The sequence below is a fragment of the Colwellia chukchiensis genome, assembly GCF_002104455.1.
GTDB lineage: Bacteria > Pseudomonadota > Gammaproteobacteria > Enterobacterales > Alteromonadaceae > Cognaticolwellia > Cognaticolwellia chukchiensis.
Genome location: NZ_NBOC01000009.1, coordinates 142,110 through 163,381, shown reverse-complemented (window position 1 = coordinate 163,381; position 21,272 = coordinate 142,110). Strand labels below are relative to the sequence as shown.

Below are 21,272 nucleotides of genomic sequence, written 5' to 3'. Positions count from 1 at the left end.
AAGCTAGGCCGCACACTTTTTCCTTACACTTTCAAATTCAATTGGCGACATATCGTTTAAGCTCGTATGTAACCTAACTGAGTTATAGTATTTGATGTATTCTTCAACATCGAATTTCATGCTTTCTCTGGTTAAGTGGTAAACATTTAATAGCCATTCATTTTTCAAGCTACCGAAGAACCTTTCAACTACTGCATTATCCAAACAAGCGCCACGGCCACTCATTGATGACATGATTCGATTAGCCCATAACAACGCTTGGTAACGTTTGCTGGTATNAGCCATTCATTTTTCAAGCTACCGAAGAACCTTTCAACTACTGCATTATCCAAACAAGCGCCACGGCCACTCATTGATGACATGATTCGATTAGCCCATAACAACGCTTGGTAACGTTTGCTGGTATATTGAGAGCCTCTATCGCTATGGAAGATTAATCCCGCTTTTGGTTGGCGAAGATTAATTGCCATTTGAATTGCTCTCATTGTTAAATCAACCGTCATACGCTTACTCAATGCCCANGTTTGCTGGTATATTGAGAGCCTCTATCGCTATGGAAGATTAATCCCGCTTTTGGTTGGCGAAGATTAATTGCCATTTGAATTGCTCTCATTGTTAAATCAACCGTCATACGCTTACTCAATGCCCAACCGATAATACGACGAGAGTGCAAATCCATTACGACGGCTAAATACATCCAGCCTTGGTGCGTTCTTAAATAAGTAATATCACCAGCCCACGCTTGATTTGCACTAGCTGGATTAAAGTTACGCTTTAATAAATTATTGGCAACCGCATGACTATGTTTTCGCATTGTCGTTATTTTATAAGCAACTCGTTGCTTAACGACTAAGCCTAGCTTTTTCATCAAGGTTTTTACTCGGAAAATACCAATTTTAAAGCCTTCCTTGCGTAGCAACTTCATCAAGGTTCTAGCACCAGCACTACTTCGGCTATCATCAAACAACCTTTTCATGCGGCGATAAAGCATTAGCTCATCAAGACTAATGATTTTCGCTGGCCGTTTAAGCCATGCGTAATAAGCAGAGCGACTAACGTTTAAAACCTCGCATAGCGCATTTATCGGGAAGCGCCATTGTTGCTCTTTTATAAACTCGAACTTTACTTCATTTCTTTCGCAAAGAAGGCACTGGCCTTTTTTAAAATTTCACGCTCCATCAATAAGCGTTTATTTTCTTTTCTCAGCTTAACCAGCTCTGCTCTTTCATCTTTGCTTAATGCTTCGCCTGAAGCTTGCTTGGCTAATTTATCTTTCCAGTTATAAAGAAGCTTAGTTGTAATACCTAAAGATTTAGCAGCTTCTGTTACGGTATAGCCTTGTTCAGTGACCAGTTTTACTGCTTCTTCTCTGAACTCATCTGTATAATTTCTTGGTTTTCTTCTTTGCGTCATTTTCACACCTTTATTAATGGATTAATTATCCTTCATAAAAGTGTGCGGTTCTATTTAATCAGATCACTTATCTCTCGCGAGTTTACATGTAAAACGGTAAATAGGCGTAGCACTTCAGTGAAATTTTAGCGAATAACGCTTTAGCAACTAGAGTCAGTGATAATATCTAAAGGTGATAAATAGCTAGGCCAGCCCATCGAAATGGGCCGGTAGCTGGCATATAATTTTTCGCTTATTTAGTGCTTTGCTGTGCAGTGAAGCAATTTAATATTTCACTTGCTGAGGCAGACCAGATATTTTGCGCGGTTACATATTCGAGTACTTTTTCTAGCTTTGCAATGCGGTGAGGTTGTCCTAACATCCACGGGTGGATATTAAGGGCAAGTATTCTTCCACCTTGCGTTGTTGCTTCTTCAGATAAAAAATCACAAGCGTCGCAAATTTGTTCTACATACGAGTCTTCACTATGTAAGTTGTCCATGATGATAAACTTATCTTCTAACTCATTTGATAATGGCATCGCCCAAAGAGGCCCGTTTTGGGTGTTAAATTGATAAGGCATATCATCATTTACCCAGTCACAAAAATATTTAATACCATTAGATGCGAGTAACTCAGGGGTATTTTCGCTTTCATTACGGGCAGGGCTTAACCAACCGGTAATGTTTTGTTTGGTTAAATGACGTAATGTATCGAGCGATTCTGCTACAAGTGCTGTTTCTTCTTGAATATTTTGTCCACCATAATGTAACGCATCCATATGCATACCGTGACAGATAACTTCATCCTGACGCTCTTTTATCACATCAAGCAGATAGGGCGTTCTTTTCGCTAGCTCGCTATTCATAGCAAATGTTGGGGTAACCTTATATTTATCGAATGCTTTTAATAAACGATATATGCCAACGCGATTACCATAATCCCTTAAACTATAATGACGTAAATCAGGGTAGGGCATAGTCATGCCACCAGGAACTTTAAATGGTATGCCCTTTTGGTCTAAAGGAAAAAACTGCAAGGGCACGTTGATCCACAAGGCTAACTTTTTGTTTTCAGGCCAAACGATGGCTTGTTGTTGGGCTAACATTTGCCATTCGTAGCGGTTGTGATCCATGCCGTAAGATCGCTGCGGATATTGTAAATGCTCTTTATCTAACGCCATTATCTACCTCCAAACTTTATCTGCTTTTGTTTTATATCAGCAACGGAACTGTCGTAATAATGTTGGATATAATATTCGGCAATTTCTCGACCTGTGGTTACCCAAACATCGTCATGGCTCGTAATATAATCAAGTGCTTGTTCATAAGCCTTCATGCGATGAGGACAGGAAACTTGGTAGTTATGGGTCGGAATGCACATAATCGTGCCTGACTCGTCTGCTTCTTGGTAAAGTCGATCAAAGTTTTCTTGTAACATTTTACCGTAACGACGAGGCTCCATTTTATTGACTGCAAAAGCTATCGTGTCATTCATTTCTAATGAATATGGCACTGAAACAAACTTTTTCTTACTGCGTAAATGAATCGGTGTTGGTTGGTCGTCGTGAAAAAGATCGCAAGTATAAATACCACCTTCATTACCGAATAGTTCAGTACCTACTTCAGCGAATAAATCTAGGGTTCGTTCAGAGTGAGAAAGTGCTGGCGCTAAATACCCAGCACACTTTTGACCTGTATGTTTAAAGATGGTCTCCATTGAGTCTTTAATCATTTCTCGCTCTTGCTGCTCAGACATGCCATAGGTATATCGAGTATTGTAGATACCATGGCTAAAAAACTCCCAATTGCGTTCTTTACACATTTGAATGATTTCGGGGTGATGTTCACAAAGGGCAGTCGATAAAGAAATTGAACCTCGAATACCATATTTATCGAGTAATTCCATTTGCCGAATATGGCCGACACGATTGCCATAGTCTCTGATACTATAGCCCTGATTGGCAGGGTTTGGCTGAGGCCACGCTTTTCTGTTTGGGTTTACCGGGGGATTTAATTCGTAAAATTCAATATTGGGTGCAACCCAAAATGCCATCTTTTTTCCATCGGGCCAGCGGATTTTAGGCCTATTATGGTACGGCCAATAATCATAATATTCGGGATCGCTTTTCATAAAAGTTCTCACTGTCTATTTAATGTTATTCATGATATTTACAGGAACACTACTATTTTTTTTTACCCGAGAAGATGACAAATGTCATCTTCTGACGATATGTAAAATGTCGTTTTAAGGTAAAAAATAATGCGTTATTTCTGTTGTGATAGCCAATCAAACACTTCTTTTAATTCGACGACATCAGCATACTTTAAAGACATGTCAGTTAAGTTCGCGTAATGATAACTTTCGTGTTTATCGGCAACACACTCTTCAGGCACTATGGTACGATAGCCGCGCGAGAGAGAATCAACCGCAGTAGATCTAATGCAACCCGAGGTGGAGCCGCCGGTTAAAATAACCGTATCAACTTTGTGCCAAACCATTAATGATTGCAGCTGGGTTTCAAAAAAAGCAGAAGGCATTTTTTTTAAATAAATGACATCGTTTACCGCATCGATTTCTAGGCGATCGTCGAATTCACTGCGCGGAGAATTAAATTTTATATTCTGCAAAGAGTCTGGAGTATTCGTTCTTGTGCCCCATACACCTGCATCTTCCGCTGAGTCCATATAGGCAACATGCGTCCAAACCACGGGCCAATTTAATGACCTAAACTTTTTCGCTAAGGTATTAATATATTCCATTTGGCGGGGGTCGGTTTCATAGGCTGTGTTGTATGTACCGACTTCTGTATAAGCTTTTTGAGGATCAATATTAACTAATATTGCTTTTTCACCGAAACCAAAGCGTTTTCTGGCTGGGTTGTTTTTTACCTCGAAGTAGATTTCTTTTGCTGTTTTATTTGTTGTTTCCATCGTAACCATCCACCTATTTGATTTTTATCAAGGGCATTGCTCTAACATTTTTTAACAATAGAGCAAGTTTTATCAGGTAAACGATTAGTTAGGTGTCGGCAGGGTGTTTGAATAAGCACATTCATTCTTAAACATTTAAAGAGCAACTTCAACAAAATTGTCATCTTTTTACCTGAATTATTTATGCGGCTAGGCTGCGGCATGTTGGTGCGCAAAAGCATGTCAAAAAAGGCGTAAAAGACTAATAACGAGGTAAGTTAAGTGCAATTATCGTTGTTGGTTAGCGGTTAAATGACGCTGGCTACGTTTGGGCAGCTGCAAAGCTCTGTTCGCATACCTCTGTTCACATGCCATAGGGTATAACAGGACCTTTTTACAATTTGCGCACGGTTCGTTATGTTGTTTAAAGGGGCGAGAAGCCATAGAGGATCATTAGGGCGTGTTGCTCTTTCAGGACTATTTTTACAGCCGTTTGTTTGGTCTTTATACAAGGCTGAGCCTGTAACGTGTAGTTATGCTACTCGCACAGGCGAAAACGTAGGAAAAAAATGCCAAACAAACGCTGTCCAATGGATTCATTTGAGCGTGATTTCCTCTTTGTTACGCGTTATTTATTGGGCATAACCAAACTTCATGCCGAGTGCCGCGATCAAATCACGTTCAATTCGAACAAAATTCAATCACGCAAGTTCAACACGCCCTTGTATGTGTTGAAACAAAAAGACCTAGCGCTAACCTTGTTTTATAAACCTTTACTCAAATGCAATTATTTCACACGACGCTTGCGCTCTAAATAGTTATATCCGTGCCTCGCTTAAACGCATAACACCTTTTTCAAGAGAAAAATAAAAAAACAGCGTCTCTTGACAAATATCAACCGGTTTTGTTTTTTTATCTTTAAATTAAGTCATAATCATTTCTAGAATTTGTCCAGACATATTATGAAAATAATATCTCAGCAGATAATAAAAGATACTCACATGTAATTTGATAGTAAGGAAATACCATGAAGTTCAAACAATTAATATTTCTCGCTTCTTTCTCAATATGTTCGTTAAATGTTCATGCCGTGCAGGGGAATAAATTAGATTTATCAGACTCTGAGGATGCTTATAAGGCAATGTTAAGAGTGGTAGGTAATTTAGATGGTAGCGCAGTGTTTAAAGATTGGGATGCAACCATATTGATGGTATTACCGGGCGAAAAACCGAAACCCATTTTACGTACCATTGGTTTTAATGCGGGGCGTATGATAGCAAAAGAAGATGGCAGTTATGAATGGGTGACTCGGGAAGTATCATATTATGTTGATTTGAAATCAGGGGAAATTATTAACCAATGGCATAACCCTATTACGGAGGAAACCGTATGTATTCTCGATGTGGCAAACGACCCTGTAAGTAATATTTTTCCTTTACCTAGTAAAGATAAAAATAATCCTTTCGCGGCTTTTACAAACTTCGATGTGATGGGAGATGTCTCGGTGTTACGTTGGGATGTGCCGTTAAAGTATCCTAACCCCCTACCGCCGAAAGAACACCCTGAAGAATCAACCGGCGAAAACTACGTCGCTTCTGAACACTTTATTTTCTTTGCGGGTACCGATGATTTAGAAAAAGCGACAACCACCTCTACCGATACGCATTATTCATGGGCTAGAACGGGACCCTGGTTGCCTTGGATGGAGTTAGGCCAGACGCCTGGGTATTTAATTTATAGTGGCCATGGCAGAAAGTACCATTCGTTTAACGAGCTTTCGAGTCAATTAAAAGCATATACCTTAAAGCATTATCCTAAATTTGCCGATGCCCCTAATAGCTTCTATCAACCTAATGAAACTAGCTGGACTTACTATTTAAAGCAAAAGAAAGCGGGCAATTTAAAGTCAAAATGTAAATAATTTAACACCATTTATTGGGGAGAGTTCCAATGGCAAGTCTATTATCAGTTGAAAAGTGGGATATCGAAACGGATGTTTTGATTTTAGGTTTTGGTTTAGCGGGAGCGAGTGCTGCTATTGAAGCGCTTGATGCAGATCCCGATGTTAAAGTAACAATTTGTGAAAAAAATCCAGAAAAATATGCTGGTGGCAACTCTCGAGCAGCGGGGCAATCTTTGTTAATTGCAAAGAATCCAACAGCCTTAAAAGCCTATCAAAAGTCAATGAGTACAGCTAACCCGATTCCTGAAGAAATGTTAGATGAATGGGCGATACGTATGTCACAGCTTGAGCCTTGGATACAAGCACGTGCAGAAGAAGCCGGCTCACAGTATATCAAAGGTACAGGGTTTACCGATCGTGACGCCGTATTAGAATTTCCAGAGCTAGGTGCTGCCGATGCGGTTACCTACACCGCGACTATATTACCTATCCCGGCCGGTGTTTGGTTGGCATTTAAGAAGAACGTAGATAACCGAGCGGTGGATGTATTATATGAGTCACCGGTGAAAGATTTGATTCAAGATCCAGATACCCTTGAAGTGTTTGGCGCCGTCATTGAACAAAATGGCGAGCTAAAGCGGATTAAAGCTAATCGAGGTGTAGTGATGGCGGTTGGTGGCTATGAAGCTAACCTCGAAATGCAACGTAACTACTGCGGCTATCAAGATATTTTTCCATTAGGTAATCCTGCTAATACGGGTGATGGTATCCATATTTTGCAAAAAGCCGGTGCGGATATGTGGCATATGCGAAATAAAGGTCAATCAGGTGGTATTTGGCCGGGATTACAAGTTCCTGGTTACCAAACCGTATTTTTACGCAATCCTTTTTGGCAAAGCTACAGTTGGATTGAAATTGCTGCGGATAATAAACGTTTTTACAATGAAACGGCTGAACTTCAGTTAACACATTATAAAGAAAAGAAACATAACCATTGGGTTGATACGCCACATATTAACGCGGGCCCGATCCATATGATTTTTGATGAGACAACGCGTGAATATAATTGCTTAGCACTTAAAGCTTTTACTTGGAATATCGCCGCAGAAAATCTTGATTGGAGTGATGATAACCAAGTGGAAATAGAACAAGGAATAATTAGCAAAGCCGACAGTATTGAGGAGCTTGCTGAATTGATCGGTCGTGACCCTAGTGAGGTTAGTGCTGAGGTGCAACGTTATAATGATTCATGTGAAGCTGGTAAAGACAGTGATTTTGAACGAGAAGCGATAACATTACAGCCCATTATTAAGGCACCGTTTTATGCGGTAAAAATAGTACCAGCGGTTGTTTGTACTGGTGGTGGCGGTCGCCGCAATATTGAATCTGAAGTATTAAACCCAGCAGGGCAGCCTATTCCCCGACTTTATGAGGCAGGTGAGTTAGGTTCAATGTTTTCAAACTTGTATCAAAATGGCAGTTACTTAACTGAAGCTATGATTTCTGGTCGTGCTGCCGGTAAAAATGCAGCAAATAAAGAAAATTGGGATAAAGGGTAAAGTTATGCAAGTTAAAACGGTCGCAATGAAAATGGGTGTACGTATAGAAAAAGCTGAAGCGCTTGATGATACAGTGGTCTTACATGGTTTTGCCGGTACTATGCCGTGTGAAACCACTATCACGGCATCAGAAGCGATACAAATTTTTAAAATGTGTTTTAAAATAAGCATTTTAAAAATGTTGTTTAAAGCAATTTTTTCAAAAAATAAAGCACAGTAGATTGGCCCTTCATTTCATTTGAGAAATAGCATAGCCGCTCTGAGTTTTTATCCTTAATAACTATCAATTCACCCGACTATATTAGTTATCCATAGTCGGGTGTATTGGTGCCAATTATATTTGGCGGTGTTTTTTATTAATATAAAACAAATGGTTAGAATGCTTTGGTTGGTGGTTGTAATTTTTATATGATAGATTTAATTAGATCATTTACTCGTTGATAAATATCAATTAGGTAATCCGCTATTCAGTCTATAACTATAGATAAAAGATATTATTAAAATACACTGAGGAGATGTATGGAAACAGTATCAGAAGTACCCAAAAAAACGGCTAGTAGAATAATGCACTGGACAATTGTATTTATTGCGATGCTTAGCTTAATGGTTTCAAACGGCATGGTTTTTACCGGTATAACTGCCTTTGACAGTGCAATATTAGCTGACTTTCCCGAATGGAGTCGAGGCGAGTTAAAATTACGTGAACTTATTACCTTAATTGGTATTGGGATCCTTGCTCCCCTCTTTGGTATTTTAATAGACAAAGTGGGAGTAAGGGCACTCATGATCGTTGGCTGCTTAATTTTAATACCGAGTTATTTTGCCTATGGACATGTTGAAAATTTAAACCATATTTATATTCTGCATACCTTTCTATCTATTGTTATGGTGTGCTGTGGCCTTAACGTCGGTGTTATTTTAGTTTCAAACTGGTTTGTGAAGCATCGGGGAACCGCCATTGGTATTGCCATTTTAGGCACATCTTTAGGTGGGGCTGCGTTAGCTCCACTATTTGGTTATTGGCTAAGTATTGGCTTGTCTTGGAGAGAAGGCTTTCAATATGCTTCTGTGATCCCATTTATATTACTCGCCATAACTATCATATTAGTGCGAAGCAAACCCTCTGTCATTGGCTTAAAGCCGTACGGCACGGAAGGCTACTCTACTCAGCATCAAGAAGATTTGTCTAATCATGGTTTAGAGTACAAAGATGCCATTAGAACCCGTTCCTTTTGGGCCATAACCTTTATTGCTATGTGTACTTTTTATACCTTAATGGGGCTTCAGGCTAATTTAGTTTTGCACTTGCAAGATTTGGGTTTTGATATTCAATCTGCATCGGTAGGGCTCACTATGCTGTTTATTCCGGCTTTAGTTGGTAAGTTTTTATTCGGTTTATTTGCCGATAGGTATGAAGGTAATAGGCTTTTGTATGCCAATATCATCATGCTGCTCATTGGTTTGTTAGCGCTGATCACGAGCTCTTCGGCGACGGTTATGTACAGTATAGTGTTGATTGGTTTTGCTTGGGGCGGCTTTTATACCTTATTACAGCTCAACGCCATCAATAACTTTGGTTTAAAAGCATCAGGTAAGATATTAGGCACGATTACGATTCTAGATGCCTTAGGTGGTGGTTTAGGTATCTATTTAACTGGGGTTATTTTTGATGTCTATGGCAGTTACCAGTATGCATTTATAATATTCGGCGTACTTTGTACTATTGCATTAATATTAATCAGCCAAGTTAAAAAGCACGTATAACAGCAATGGGAAAAACTTCGTTAGCAGCCAATAAACTGATATTTTTATTGGCTGCTATTATTGCTACCACCCCTCTAGCTATTGACATGTACTTACCTGCAATACCCCAAATTGCAGCAGAGCTGGGCTCAGATCTGAGTCATGTACAGCAATCAATTAGTATTTTTTTACTTGGCTATGCTATTTCACAAATTATTGCGGGTCCTTTAGCGGACCTGATAGGCCGTCGGCGTTTAGCTTGCATAGGTTTATTAGGTTTTAGCTTTGCGAGCTACGCATTAACCATGGCAGAAAATATTGAATCATTTTTAATATTTCGCAGCCTACAAGCTTTTTTTGGCGCTTTCTTTTCGGTTGTTATTCCCGGAGTCGTACAACAAATTTACAATAAAAATACCGCTAAAGGTATGTCGTATCTTTCATTGATCATGATGATTGCGCCATTATTGGCACCAGGCATAGGGAGCATGTTGCTACAAGCATACACTTGGCAAGCTATTTTTATATTCTTAGGCACATACGCGATGGTAATGATGATACTTGTGATCTGCTTTTTACCGAATGATCCAGTACAGATAAAACGCCGACGAAAAAGAGACTTATTAGCAGGTTATCGGCTGATATTTTCCCACCGCATAGCCCGGCCATTTTTAATTTCCAGCATGTTATCTTCATTTGCCTTTTTTTGTTATATCACAGCAATCCCGTTTGTTTACTTAGATTACTATGCTGTTAGTGTTCAAGATTTCCCATTTTATTTCGCGTTTAATGTGTCCTTTGTTATTTTAGCAAATATCATTAACAGTCAGCTTTCCGTGCGATTTGGGGCGGTTAGAATGCTGAGATTTGGTATGTTCTTTGGACTTATTATCGGCGCACTATTATGCCTTGTGACTTGGTATAACTTAGCATTTATTTATACCGTGCTGTTACTGGGGCTTATGATGAGTTCGTTATCATTTATTTCTACTAATTCAGATGCTTTAGTGCTTATGAACTTTAAAGAGCATGGTGGCAGTGCGGCGGCAAGTATTGGCGCATTAAGGTTTGGCTCAGGGGCATTAGCGGGGCCCTTACTGCTAGTGTTGCATAATGATACCCCATTGGCTTTTACCACTTTAATGCTTGCTTCGTTAGTTGTTATTATACTGACTCGTTCTAAGGTATTAGATTAGTTAGGAAAGATAATTAAGTAGGAAAGATAAATAGCGTCATATTATCTGCTAATTGAGTTGTTATATATTATTAAAAATAAAGCGGCTTTATGCCGCTTTATTAACTTGACTAAAAGATTGGCTACAAGTTAATTAAATCCTAAACAACCAGGGTTTAAGCGATTATTAGCATCTAGCATGTTTTTAATATCGGATAGTAACTGATAATTTTCCTTATCAACGACCTCTTTAAATTTGTAGGTTTTACCTAATTGCATATGAACATAGCCAGAGTCTGCATAGGTCGCCATTAAGTCAGCTCTAATTGCCGATAAAGCTTCGCTAGCAGCAGGGTTGGCACTAAAACCAGGTAAGCGTTTTAGGTGTGCGGGTTCAACGGCTGATTTATGTAATTCGTTTAACTCATCAGGCCAGAAAAATACTGGCTCCAAGACAAATACGGTACTTGAAACAGTCGCTAATAAATAACCAATGCCAATGTTGTGTTTGGCGATAGCATCTGCATGCTTTTTAAAAACCGCTTCGGTAGCATTATACGCTTCTTGGGCGCTTGAATGGGGAACTAAGGCGTGAACAGGGACCCATCGCTCTCCTTTAGGACCAACCATATTATTCACCGGGCCGAATGGATTAGCGCTCAGCACTTTAGGAATAGTATTTTCAACGACTGTACCTTGTAAGTCTTTTGCCAGCTGGTTAATTCTATTTAGTTTTAGTTCGACACCTTGCTCAGTCCAGTCTTCAACCATAAAGTGTACAGACCAACATTCACTCTCAATAAAGTCTCGACCCGCAAGTGCAATTTTTGATCCTGCTTTTAACGCTTTGCCAACACTACCCGCGGCTTTCATAACACCGAATAATGACTTAATATCTTTGCCCAAACTTTCTCGTTGTAAGCGCTGAGCTTGTAAAAAAGGATCGAAGCCAAAGCACTCACTGGCTAAGCCTTGTCGAGCGACTTCGCTCATTAATTCCGCTTGATGATTAAACTCGGTGAAGCTGATGGATGTTGAGCCTTTGTGTAAAGCTTCTGGAATTAATCGGATAGTTGCTTTCGTTTTGATGCCTAGTGCTGCGCTGTCATTACAAAATAAGCCCGTCAGATCAGGTCCGAAATGGCGAGTAAAGGGTTTGGTTTCTTGTTTCGCTGCCGAGCCAGTATTAATTGTTTTACCATCACTTAAGATAACTTCTAAAGATAAAACAGAATCAACCGCAAAACCATGTTGTGCAGATCCCCAGAAAATACCATTTTGCGATAAGCTACCACCAACTGTGGCAAAGCGGCCAGATAATGTCCCCCAAAAAGGGGTTCTTAAATTATAGTCTTTTAAAGTTTGATAAAGTTTTTCCCAGCTACAGCCACACTCAACGGTGACATACATATCTTTAGTATTAACTTCAATCACGCTATTTAATGCCGACATATCTATAATAACGGAGTGTTCTTCATCGGGTACATATCCCCGAGTGTAAGACATACCGCCACCCCGAGCAACGACAGAGTATCCAGCTTGAGTAATCGTTAATACTGCCTCAGCAAGTTTTTCTGTTGAGCTTGGCTGAATGACCATTGCGCTAGACTTATCTTTTGTATAGACATCTTGTGAGTATAAAACGCATGATAGTTGATCTGTTTTAACTTCATTAGCGTCCAAAATTTCTATTAGTTGATTTGATAGTTCATTTTTACTAAGTAATTGCATAAGTTTTAACTCTTAAATTATTGAATCTAAATGCTGATAAGCCAAGCAAGCGAATAGCTTAAATTCTGTAATATATAATCCATCTAGTTATGATTGCTGTTGTGATGGTTACTTATTATCACTCGTGGGTTATTTATTTGTAGCGTTTTGATATAGTAACCGATAATTTCGTCATCTATTTTTCCTTTACTGTTATTCGCATAATGCTAATAAATCGCCCACCTTACTATGAAGCTTGCTTAAACTGTCATAAAACAATGCTAAACCTCTGACAAAATTAGCCATTGATAAATCTCAAAGATCAGCATTTAAGTCGCGTTATTATCTTTATTTTGAAGTCTCAAGAGAGTAATAAATAAAATACGCTTTCGTGTAGAGTATGGCGCTTGTGACTTTAATCGAGTAGATAACAATGGCTTTTAGTGGTTCGTATCATCCCCAAGCTATCTTGAGATAAGAATAAAATTTTCGTTAGGCTGGTATATGGTTCTTAATTGACAAATATCAGTCAAACGTCGGTTAGTTTGAATTAATATTGCGTTATATGAAGACAAAAAACGCTATTTAGCGTTATTTTATTTTTAATTGTGAATAATTAAATCAAAACAAAAATAACTAAGTGTGGCTTTAGATTATGCCATTTTATGATACGACTTTAGGGGTTAGTATGGATTTGTCATATTGTGCGTTGGCTTTACAGCTTGAATGTAGATCGGTCAATAGTTTAGATATAGCAGCATCACGGCAGCAAATATTTAATAATATTGCTCACATTTCTCAGCAAATAAAATCGAGCTTAGGCTTTATTAAAACTTATTCTGGTGACTCGGTACGTTTAGTTGTATTACCTGAATATTTTTTAACTGGTTTTCCAATGGGCGAATCAATCGAAGAATGGCAAGCAAAAGCTGCTCTCGCTATGGACGGGGAAGAGTACGAACGATTGGCGACAATTGCTCAAGATAATAACATTTATTTATCAGGCAATGCCTACGAGCTTGATCCTAACTTTCCAAGTTTATACTTTCAAACTTGTTTTATTATTTCACCTACTGGCGATATCGTTCTGCGCTATCGTCGACTTATTTCTATGTTTGCGCCAACACCTCATGACGTGTGGCAGCCGTATTTAGATATTTATGGCTATGAGGGGGTTTTTCCAGTAGCAAAAACAGAAATTGGGCATTTAGCCGCTATCGCCTCAGAAGAGATATTATACCCTGAAATTGCTCGCTGTCTTGCTATGCAAGGAGCGGAAGTTTTTATGCATAATACCTCGGAAATTTCTGCTCCTGACTTAACGCCAAAAGATATCGCGAAAAGAGCTAGAGCTATTGAGAATATGGCGTATGTGGTATCGGCCAATTCCGCGGGTATTATCGGGACTAATCTACCGAGTAATTCATCAGATGGTATGTCAAAAATTGTTGATACTAAAGGTCGAGTGTTAGCTCAAGCAGATGTGGGTGAAACGATGGCGGCTCATGCTGAGATAAATATTTCTTCGTTACGCTCACAACGGTTAAAGCCCGCGATGACCAACGTATTCGCGCGTCAGCGTAATGAACTTTTTTTACCCACATATCAAAAAACAGTGTATCCGGCTGATAATATGGTGGCGCAAATTGGAGATGAAAAGCCAATAAACCGCCAGCACTTTATCGATACTCAAGTTCACGTGATTGATAACTTAATAGCTCAAGGTGTTTTTTCAACCAGGTAATAGGAAATAAAGATGCAGATCAGAAACCCAAGAACAGGCATATACGACTATGACCTTACTGAATTCTCAGCTGAACAAGTTGAAAAGATTGCGGTAAACCTACGAAAGGAACAGTCGCTTTGGTGGCAGTCTGGGCTAGAAATGCGTATCGAGCAATTACAGTTATTTGCTGCGGAAGTTGTCAAGGCTAAGCCTGAATTAGTTAAGGCTATCGAAGAAGATACTGGTCGCTGGTCGGAATCAGAGCTCGAAGTTGATGCGCTCGTGCAAACCATAACGCGCTGGTGTAATGATGCGCCAAAATTGTTAGATGTGGTGCCTGCTAGACCCGCTAGCATTCCTTTTTTAGAGATTGAGCAGCAATATTATCCTTATCCAGTTGTTGGTGTGGTTAGCCCATGGAATTTTCCGCTCTTATTGTCTTTTGTTGATGCCATTCCCGCTTTATTAGCAGGCTGTGCATTATTAATTAAACCTAGTGAAGTTACTTCACGTTTTGTTGAAACTTTGTCCGTTGTGTTGGCAAAAGTACCGCAATTACAAAAAGTATTGGCACTCGTTACCGGGGGGGGAGAAACTGGGCAAGCGGTAACCAATAATGTCGATATTTTGTGCTTTACTGGCAGTGTAGCGACAGGACGTAGAGTAGGGGAGCAGTGTGCTAAATTATTTATTCCCGCATTTTTAGAGCTCGGAGGTAAAGATGCCGCTATTGTATGTGCAGATGCGGATCTTGATATTGCTAGCAGTGCCATCTGTTGGGGCAGTATGGTAAATGCTGGTCAATCTTGTATGAGCATAGAAAGAGTCTATGTCGATAGCAAGGTAGCAGAAGAGTTTAAGCAGCTTTTAGTAGCAAAAGTCAGTAATTTAAAGCATAACTACCCCGCCATTAAAACGGGTCAAGTTGGCCCTGTAATTTCTGATAAACAAGTTGCAGTTATCGAGCAACAATTTCAGGATGCTAAACAAAAAAATGCGCGTTTTTTATGTGGCGGTGAAGTGGTTAACTTAGGTGGTGGAGTTTACTGCCAACCTACCGTAGTAGATAATATAACGCCTGATATGTTAATTGGAGTGGAAGAAACTTTTGCGCCAGTATTAGTTATCGAAACGTTTTCCTCTGAGCAGGAGGCGGTTAATTTAGCTAATGCGACTAAGTATGGTCTTTCCGGTGCCGTATTTTCACAAGATATTGAAAAAGCGCATAATATAGCAAAACAGTTAATTGTTGGTGGCATCAGTATTAACGATACCGCATTAACGGGCTTTGTTCATGAAGCTGAAAAGCAGTCTTTTGGTCTATCTGGTTTAGGGGGTTCGAGAATGGGTGACGAGTCTATACGCCGCTTTATACGTAAAAAAGCGCTATTAACTAATACAGGCGTGAGATCTCCTTGGTGGTTTTAAATGATAAAAAGCAGTAAGCAGGTTAAGTATAAGGAATTAGGCGACGAAATTATTGATGCGATTTTACAGCGTCAGTATTTAGTCGGTGACCTGCTGCCAACTGAAAAAGAACTATGTCAAAGCCACGACATTAGTCGTTATACCGCTCGTGAAGCTTTACGGTATGTCCAAAATGCTGGCCTTGTTGAGCGTAGACAAGGCTCAGGTTCGCGTGTGTTACGAAATAGTTTACCTAATAAAATAAATCAGTTTATTCACTCAGTACAAGATCTATTTTCTTTTGCTGAACAGACTCGTTTTGAAGTTGAAAGCTGCGCGTTAGAAACGGTCAGTAATACGCAAGTTGAAATATTCTCAGTCCCCGTTGGGACACGATTTGTTAAACTTGATGGCATCAGATTAGAAAGCCATAATAAAAAACCTATTTGCTACTCTGTTATTAACCAATTTAATTTTGATCCAAGAGCCCTGCCAGAAATTAACAATAAAAGGACAGTGTTACACTCCTTTGTTAACAGCATGAAAAGTATAGCCATTGGGCGAGTGGAGCAAAACTTCTCAGCAACAATGATTCCCAACGAACTATCTGAGAAGCTTGATGTGCCAATGAATAGCGTTGCTATGTTAATTGTTAGAAGATATATTGCCAAAGATGGTAGTTTACTCTTGGTAGCTGAAAGCCTCTATCCCGCATGCAGATATAGCTACTCAAATGTCTTAGAGCAAAGCTAGATTAGGAAAGCTGAATTAGGAAAAATAATCAAAATTTTTGTAGCAAAAGTACTAAAACCTGACAAATTGCTAGAAAATAAGGTCAATTTAGTATGCGTCGGCTTTTGATGACGTTAATTTTTATAAACCAGCAAAGTTATTATAGGGGGTATATTGGTTTATTGCTTCAACACTAAGGTTTAATTTATATATGACTTGTATCACTAATATTATTCTTACAACGGCTATACAAGATGGCGCTTGGATGCACAGTGATTATGGCAGTGTAGATCAGTTGAATGATTATTTATCTTCGAAATATCAAGGCACTAGGCTTTATTCTGTCGAAAATAGTGCTGGCGGTCATAAAACCATTAGTTGTGATATTTTTGTCGCCGCAGTTGATTACTTAAATGTTGATGAGTTTATTGAAGAATTTTTAAAAATAGCTTGGCAAAAGCCTGAGCAAGTTCAGCTGTTAATTAAAAATAATCATGATTTAAGGTTTACGTCGTACTATCCAAATGTTTAATGAAATGAAATTTGTTTTGCTATTGCAAACAGCCGTATGCCTCTAATTAACATATATTAGAAAACGCCTAAGTAAATTTGAGCGACTTATAGCCTTACTGATTGGTTGTAAAAGGTTGCGCCCTAACGTAAGCCATAAAAGATGCTGAAGATTAATTACGGAAAAAGCCGCAAAGGTGTTTTGCAAAAAAATAAACCAAAGTTCAATGCTATTCACCGGTACCAACAAAGCCAATCATACGGCAAATAAGGTCACCGTCTTTTTCTACAAAGTATTGGCCGAGCTGAACTTGCTGGCAGCCATCTGGTCCCATACCAGTGAAAGCAACAGTGACACGAGTAACGCCAGAGATAATATCGCTTTTAACTACTTCTGCTGACCATCCCGGAGCATTTTCGCTAAACATAGTTATATAATGACTTAATGCTTCAATACCGTTTAAAGGTTCATTCGTGCGAGGATCTGAGTATTGTACACTTTCTGTCACAGCGCTATTTATCGTAGTAAGCCGAGTTTCAGCGTCCTTGATTTCCCAAGCTTTAAAAAACCTTGTAATACAATTTGACATAATTCGTTCCTAGTTTTGTTAACGCAACACCTGAGAAATAATATAGGCTCTCACTCGGCGTCTATGTGCTATCGTGAAGTTGTCGACAAGCCTCATTTGATCAGGAGTCTTTAGGTTACTAATGAAAGCAATTGGCATCGATAAAGCCAAACTTGTTTTTAGTATTTATGGGATTGGTGAACATAACAAGTGTACATTGGTAAAATCATTAAAAAAATTATTAGTAGAGGTTGCTCAGTTACAGTAATTAAAAGTGACATTCATGCCAAGTATAAACTTGGCTTTTGTTTCATCAAGACATAACACGAGATGATTTAGCAGCAATGAAATGAATGGCGAGTTAATTGCGGACTAAATAACTCGCCATTTTATCATTAGAATACGTTAATGGCTTACCAAGTGCCGATATTTTCCATGCTTTGCCATGGCTCTTGTGGCGCTAATGCCTGTCCTTTTTGTAGTAGCTCGATTGAAATATTATCAGGTGATTTAACAAATGCCATACGGCCGCAACGGGGAGGGCGGTTAATGGTGATGCCGGCTGCCATAAGTTTTTCACAGGTGGCATAAATGTCTTCCACTTCAAAGGCTAAGTGGCCAAAGTTTCTGCCTACTGTGTACTCTTCCTCTGAGCCCCAGTTGTGGGTCAGTTCAACTTCAGCGCCGCCTGGCTCGGCGGCTAAAAATATAAGGCTAAACTTGCCTTCGGGTACATCAACACGGCGTGTTTCAACTAAGCCTAAGTGTTGAACGTAAAAGGTTAGTGATTTTTCTAAATCGGAAACACGAACCATGGAATGTAAAAATTTCATTGTTTAACCCTCAGTTTTATCTTTAAACTCGCACAAATCTTCAATAATGCACGAACCACAGCGTGGCTTTCGTGCCACACAGGTATAACGACCGTGCAAAATTAACCAGTGATGGACATCCACTTTAAACTCAGCAGGTACAACTTTAAGTAGTTTTTCTTCAACTTGGTCGACGTTTTTACCCATGGCTAATTTAGTGCGATTACTAACCCGATAAATATGGGTATCTACCGCTATGGTTGGCCAGCCAAAGGCTGTGTTAAGCACCACGTTGGCGGTTTTTCTGCCAACGCCGGGTAGCGCTTCTAGTGCAGCTCTATCTTCTGGTACTTCACCACCATGTAGATCAACCAGCATTTGACAGGTTTTTATGGTGTTAGCCGCTTTGGTGTTAAATAGACCAATAGTTTTGATATATGATTTTAATCCCTCTAAGCCCAAATCTAGAATGGCTTGTGGGGTATTTGCCACAGCGTAGAGCTTTGCCGTGGCTTTATTAACACCAACATCAGTCGCTTGTGCCGATAGTAATACCGCGATTAATAGCTCAAAAGGGCTAGAAAAGTTAAGCTCTGTAGTGGGGTTAGGGTTAGCGTCCCTTAAACGGGTTAATATGGCTAATCGTTTTGCTTTATTCATGAGATTTTCAGTGTTCGCTTAGGTTAGTCGAATAGCTTTAAGAGTCAGTTTAGCTGTCAAAATTTACCCGCACGCGCTCAATACCTTGCTGTAATTTTTTCGGTTGTGCTTGTGCAACTTTATCATCAATATAGTTTTTACCTGCAATTAAAAAGCCCATCGCAATAAAGGCACCTGGGGGTAAAATAGCTAATAAAAACTGACTATCCAGTTGATAAACTTGTATTTTAAGATCTGTTGCCCAAGCACCTAGCAGTAAGTTGGCACCGTAAAACAGGGTGCCTTGGCCGAGTACTTCACGAATAGCGCCTAACGCCAATAACACCGCTAAGAAACCAAGCCCCATCATTAAACCATCAAAACTGGCTTGCTTAATGGGATTTTTTGACGCGTAAGCTTCTGCGCGGCCAATAATGGCGCAGTTGGTGACGATAAGCGGTAAGAAAATGCCCAGTGACTGATATAAGTCGTAGGTATAGGCATTCATTAATAACTGCACACAGGTGACGAATGCGGCAATAATCAAGACAAAAATAGGAATACGTACTTCTTTGGGCACCCATTGCCTAACGGCTGACACTGTAACGTTTGAGCCAATAAGTACAAATAAGGTGGCAATACCTAAACCGAGTGCATTAACCACGGTGGAAGTAACCGCCAATAAGGGGCATAAGCCAAGTAACTGCACAAGGCCGGGGTTGTTTTTCCAAAGTCCTTGCCAGGCCAGCTCTTTATATTCTGGATTCATTTTCATGGTTGCTCTCCACAATTGCTGTCACTGGTAAAAATAAGTACTTGATTTGCTTTAAAATATTCAATGGTTTTCTTAACCGTGTTAACGACAGCGCGCGGGGTGATAGTGGCGCCAGTAAATTGGTCAAACATGCCGCCATCTTTAACAACCGCCCAACGGCTATCGTTTTCATCTAGCACTTTTTTGCCCGTAAAGCTTGCTATCCAATCACTTTTTCGCAACTCTATTTTATCGCCTAAGCCTGGTGTTTCTTTATGGTCTAACGCCCTAACACCGCTGACGCTGCCATCGCTATTAATGGCAATTAATAGTTCAATATTGCCGCTATAACCGTCGGGTGCTACGGTTTTAATTGCTGCTGCCGTTGCCTCATTATTGAGTCTTGCGCGATAAATTACGTCAATGAGTAACTCGCTATGACTATCTTGCGGTGCAATCAGGCAGTCACGAAACATTTCATTATCATGGCGGTCACTTGGGATAATTTCATTTAGCTGTTGGATCAACTTTTGTTGTGCTTGTAGCTCGATGCGATCTTTAGTTAATGAATGGACAAAGCCAACTGCAGCAGTACAGGCAATGGCAAATAGTGCCAGTACTTTTGCATTTTTACTAATGGCTGGCATTAAGCTGGACATGATATTTTTACTCATAACTTATGGCCGTAAGTGCGTGGACGGGTATATTGGTCAATTAACGGCGCTGCCATATTACATAACAACACGGCAAAGGCAACGGCGTCAGGGTAACCGCCAAATTTGCGTATTAAGTACACTAATAGTCCGGCAAGTGCGCCGAATATTAATCGGCCTTTAACACTTGTTGCACCTGAAACCGGATCCGTTAAGATAAAAAACGCGCCCAGCATAGTGGCACCAGTAAACCAGTGAAACATGGTTGAAGCGCTGCTATCTGGGCTGATAACAAAGGCGATAAAGCTACAAACAAACAAACTTGTTAAGAAGCTAACCGGCGTGGTCCAGTGTATGGCTTTGCGCTTAAGTAAGTATAAGCCACCGAGCAGGAAGCCGGCATTCATCCACTCCCAGCCAACGCCAAAGTGCTCGCCTATGGTTGCACTTTGCATGCTTTCTACCACAGTTAGCCCCATGGTGATATTCGTTTTTACGGTATCTAGCGGTGTTGCCATAGTATAGCCGTCGATGTGGGTACGAATTTGTTCAACTGAATAGCCTTGCGGTGTATAACCTGAAAATATCACCGAGAGCGTATCGACAAAATGTATATCTAGGGCTAACAAGGATAGCGGTGGTTGCCACAGTGTCATTTGCACCGGAAATGAGATCAGTAACATAACGTAGGCCGCCATGGCAGGGTTAAAGGGGTTATGACCTAAACCACCATAAAGTTGCTTTACCACTATTATGGCAAATAAGCTGCCGGTAACCGTTATCCACCATGGCGCGAGGGCAGGTAAGCTAATGCCGATTAACACCGCGGTTAATATTGCGCTGCCATCAAAAAGTTGTGTGCTGATTTTTTTATGACGTAAAGACAGTACGGTAAATTCCGCCACTAGGGCGGTGACCACAGCTAAAGCAATATGAATAAGATTACCCCAGCCAAAAAAATACCATTGTGCCAGTACACCAGGAATAGTGGCGTAAATAACCAACCGCATCAGCGCCGAGGTTTCACTTTGTTGATGATGATGTGGAGAACTTGCTATCCAAAATGCCATAGTGCCA

19 protein-coding genes and 3 pseudogenes are annotated in these 21,272 nt (G+C 39.9%); 9 read left to right on the top strand and 13 right to left on the bottom strand.

The window, feature by feature from the left end; translation table 11 throughout:
- Positions 1–3 precede the first annotated feature (3 nt).
- From B6K83_RS11660 to B6K83_RS11635, 6 genes and pseudogenes are all read right to left on the bottom strand, one after another.
- Positions 4–251 (bottom strand): annotated as a pseudogene (locus B6K83_RS11660) (IS3 family transposase); the annotation flags it as partial.
- A gap of 30 nt (positions 252–281) precedes the next feature.
- Positions 282–470: pseudogene (locus tag B6K83_RS18665) on the bottom strand (DDE-type integrase/transposase/recombinase); the annotation flags it as partial.
- A gap of 50 nt (positions 471–520) precedes the next feature.
- Positions 521–1,413 (bottom strand): annotated as a pseudogene (locus tag B6K83_RS18660) (IS3 family transposase); the annotation flags it as partial.
- A 232-nt stretch (positions 1,414–1,645) separates the two neighbouring features.
- Complete coding sequence (locus tag B6K83_RS11645) at positions 1,646–2,575, bottom strand: polysaccharide deacetylase family protein (protein WP_085285097.1); 930 nt, start codon at positions 2,573–2,575, stop codon at positions 1,646–1,648.
- Positions 2,575–3,447: a polysaccharide deacetylase family protein gene (locus tag B6K83_RS11640; RefSeq protein ID WP_233143979.1), complete on the bottom strand. Its 873-nt coding sequence runs from the start codon at positions 3,445–3,447 to the stop codon at positions 2,575–2,577. The genes B6K83_RS11645 and B6K83_RS11640 overlap by 1 nt, the downstream gene beginning before the upstream one ends.
- Before the next feature lie 212 nt (positions 3,448–3,659).
- Entirely contained in the window at positions 3,660–4,325 is a 666-nt protein-coding gene (locus B6K83_RS11635) for an isochorismatase family protein (protein WP_085285095.1), read from the bottom strand.
- 1,069 nt (positions 4,326–5,394) lie between these two features.
- Here B6K83_RS11635 and B6K83_RS11625 point away from each other — a divergent pair.
- The 5 genes from B6K83_RS11625 (at position 5,395) to B6K83_RS11605 (ending at position 10,705) form a co-directional block, all read left to right on the top strand.
- Positions 5,395–6,225 (top strand): DUF1838 family protein, encoded by an 831-nt coding sequence (locus tag B6K83_RS11625; protein WP_158088347.1) that lies wholly within the window; start codon positions 5,395–5,397, stop codon positions 6,223–6,225.
- A gap of 29 nt (positions 6,226–6,254) precedes the next feature.
- Positions 6,255–7,766 (top strand): FAD-dependent oxidoreductase, encoded by a 1,512-nt coding sequence (locus B6K83_RS11620; RefSeq protein WP_085285092.1) that lies wholly within the window; start codon positions 6,255–6,257, stop codon positions 7,764–7,766.
- A gap of 4 nt (positions 7,767–7,770) precedes the next feature.
- The gene (locus tag B6K83_RS11615) at positions 7,771–7,986 is read left to right on the top strand and encodes a hypothetical protein (RefSeq protein WP_085285091.1); all 216 of its coding nucleotides are present in this window, start codon (positions 7,771–7,773) and stop codon (positions 7,984–7,986) included.
- 299 nt (positions 7,987–8,285) lie between these two features.
- Positions 8,286–9,530 (top strand): MFS transporter, encoded by a 1,245-nt coding sequence (locus B6K83_RS11610; RefSeq protein WP_085285090.1) that lies wholly within the window; start codon positions 8,286–8,288, stop codon positions 9,528–9,530.
- A 5-nt stretch (positions 9,531–9,535) separates the two neighbouring features.
- Positions 9,536–10,705, top strand: coding sequence for a Bcr/CflA family efflux MFS transporter (locus tag B6K83_RS11605; RefSeq protein ID WP_085285089.1), 1,170 nt, complete (start codon positions 9,536–9,538; stop codon positions 10,703–10,705).
- A 128-nt stretch (positions 10,706–10,833) separates the two neighbouring features.
- Here the strand turns inward: B6K83_RS11605 and B6K83_RS11600 are convergent, their stop codons facing one another.
- Entirely contained in the window at positions 10,834–12,414 is a 1,581-nt protein-coding gene (locus B6K83_RS11600) for an FAD-binding oxidoreductase (RefSeq protein WP_085285088.1), read from the bottom strand.
- 667 nt (positions 12,415–13,081) lie between these two features.
- Here B6K83_RS11600 and B6K83_RS11595 point away from each other — a divergent pair.
- The 4 genes from B6K83_RS11595 to B6K83_RS11580 all read left to right on the top strand — a co-directional run bounded on the left by B6K83_RS11595 (position 13,082) and on the right by B6K83_RS11580 (position 16,790).
- A complete protein-coding gene (locus B6K83_RS11595) occupies positions 13,082–14,137 on the top strand; it encodes a nitrilase-related carbon-nitrogen hydrolase (RefSeq protein WP_085285087.1) in 1,056 nt (351 codons plus the stop codon).
- 12 nt (positions 14,138–14,149) lie between these two features.
- A complete protein-coding gene (locus B6K83_RS11590; protein ID WP_085285086.1) occupies positions 14,150–15,547 on the top strand; it encodes an aldehyde dehydrogenase family protein in 1,398 nt (465 codons plus the stop codon).
- The gene (locus B6K83_RS11585; RefSeq protein WP_085285085.1) at positions 15,548–16,279 is read left to right on the top strand and encodes a GntR family transcriptional regulator; all 732 of its coding nucleotides are present in this window, start codon (positions 15,548–15,550) and stop codon (positions 16,277–16,279) included. It abuts the gene before it with no gap.
- Between the two features lie 190 nt (positions 16,280–16,469).
- A complete protein-coding gene (locus tag B6K83_RS11580) occupies positions 16,470–16,790 on the top strand; it encodes a hypothetical protein (protein ID WP_085285084.1) in 321 nt (106 codons plus the stop codon).
- Positions 16,791–16,998: 208 nt separating this feature from the next.
- Here the strand turns inward: B6K83_RS11580 and B6K83_RS11575 are convergent, their stop codons facing one another.
- The 6 genes from B6K83_RS11575 to rsxD form a co-directional block, all read right to left on the bottom strand.
- Entirely contained in the window at positions 16,999–17,358 is a 360-nt protein-coding gene (locus B6K83_RS11575) for a nuclear transport factor 2 family protein (RefSeq protein WP_085285083.1), read from the bottom strand.
- A 392-nt stretch (positions 17,359–17,750) separates the two neighbouring features.
- The gene (locus B6K83_RS11570; protein WP_085285082.1) at positions 17,751–18,170 is read right to left on the bottom strand and encodes a VOC family protein; all 420 of its coding nucleotides are present in this window, start codon (positions 18,168–18,170) and stop codon (positions 17,751–17,753) included.
- 3 nt (positions 18,171–18,173) lie between these two features.
- On the bottom strand, positions 18,174–18,809 hold the full coding sequence (nth, locus tag B6K83_RS11565; RefSeq protein ID WP_085285081.1) for an endonuclease III: 636 nt from the start codon (positions 18,807–18,809) through the stop codon (positions 18,174–18,176).
- 49 nt (positions 18,810–18,858) lie between these two features.
- A complete protein-coding gene (locus tag B6K83_RS11560; RefSeq protein WP_085285080.1) occupies positions 18,859–19,557 on the bottom strand; it encodes an electron transport complex subunit E in 699 nt (232 codons plus the stop codon).
- Positions 19,558–19,559: 2 nt separating this feature from the next.
- Positions 19,560–20,216, bottom strand: coding sequence for an electron transport complex subunit RsxG (gene rsxG, locus B6K83_RS11555; protein ID WP_233143972.1), 657 nt, complete (start codon positions 20,214–20,216; stop codon positions 19,560–19,562).
- Complete coding sequence (gene rsxD, locus B6K83_RS11550) at positions 20,213–21,265, bottom strand: electron transport complex subunit RsxD (RefSeq protein ID WP_085285079.1); 1,053 nt, start codon at positions 21,263–21,265, stop codon at positions 20,213–20,215. Before rsxD ends, rsxG begins: the two co-directional genes overlap by 4 nt.
- Between the last annotated feature and the right edge of the window lie 7 nt (positions 21,266–21,272).

What these genes read in the sequence shown, in the direction of transcription:
- B6K83_RS11645 (WP_085285097.1), bottom strand. Translation starts at nt 2,575, where the DNA reads ATGGCGTTAGATAAAGAGCATTTACAATATCCGCAGCGATCTTACGGC.
- B6K83_RS11640 (WP_233143979.1), bottom strand. Translation starts at nt 3,447, where the DNA reads ATGGCATTTTGGGTTGCACCCAATATTGAATTTTACGAATTAAATCCC.
- B6K83_RS11635 (WP_085285095.1), bottom strand. Translation starts at nt 4,325, where the DNA reads ATGGAAACAACAAATAAAACAGCAAAAGAAATCTACTTCGAGGTAAAA.
- B6K83_RS11620 (WP_085285092.1), top strand. Translation starts at nt 6,255, where the DNA reads ATGGCAAGTCTATTATCAGTTGAAAAGTGGGATATCGAAACGGATGTT.
- B6K83_RS11615 (WP_085285091.1), top strand. Translation starts at nt 7,771, where the DNA reads ATGCAAGTTAAAACGGTCGCAATGAAAATGGGTGTACGTATAGAAAAA.
- B6K83_RS11610 (WP_085285090.1), top strand. Translation starts at nt 8,286, where the DNA reads ATGGAAACAGTATCAGAAGTACCCAAAAAAACGGCTAGTAGAATAATG.
- B6K83_RS11605 (WP_085285089.1), top strand. Translation starts at nt 9,536, where the DNA reads ATGGGAAAAACTTCGTTAGCAGCCAATAAACTGATATTTTTATTGGCT.
- B6K83_RS11600 (WP_085285088.1), bottom strand. Translation starts at nt 12,414, where the DNA reads ATGCAATTACTTAGTAAAAATGAACTATCAAATCAACTAATAGAAATT.
- B6K83_RS11595 (WP_085285087.1), top strand. Translation starts at nt 13,082, where the DNA reads ATGGATTTGTCATATTGTGCGTTGGCTTTACAGCTTGAATGTAGATCG.
- B6K83_RS11590 (WP_085285086.1), top strand. Translation starts at nt 14,150, where the DNA reads ATGCAGATCAGAAACCCAAGAACAGGCATATACGACTATGACCTTACT.
- B6K83_RS11585 (WP_085285085.1), top strand. Translation starts at nt 15,548, where the DNA reads ATGATAAAAAGCAGTAAGCAGGTTAAGTATAAGGAATTAGGCGACGAA.
- B6K83_RS11580 (WP_085285084.1), top strand. Translation starts at nt 16,470, where the DNA reads ATGACTTGTATCACTAATATTATTCTTACAACGGCTATACAAGATGGC.
- B6K83_RS11575 (WP_085285083.1), bottom strand. Translation starts at nt 17,358, where the DNA reads ATGTCAAATTGTATTACAAGGTTTTTTAAAGCTTGGGAAATCAAGGAC.
- B6K83_RS11570 (WP_085285082.1), bottom strand. Translation starts at nt 18,170, where the DNA reads ATGAAATTTTTACATTCCATGGTTCGTGTTTCCGATTTAGAAAAATCA.
- nth (WP_085285081.1), bottom strand. Translation starts at nt 18,809, where the DNA reads ATGAATAAAGCAAAACGATTAGCCATATTAACCCGTTTAAGGGACGCT.
- B6K83_RS11560 (WP_085285080.1), bottom strand. Translation starts at nt 19,557, where the DNA reads ATGAATCCAGAATATAAAGAGCTGGCCTGGCAAGGACTTTGGAAAAAC.
- rsxG (WP_233143972.1), bottom strand. Translation starts at nt 20,216, where the DNA reads ATGAGTAAAAATATCATGTCCAGCTTAATGCCAGCCATTAGTAAAAAT.
- rsxD (WP_085285079.1), bottom strand. Translation starts at nt 21,265, where the DNA reads ATGGCATTTTGGATAGCAAGTTCTCCACATCATCATCAACAAAGTGAA.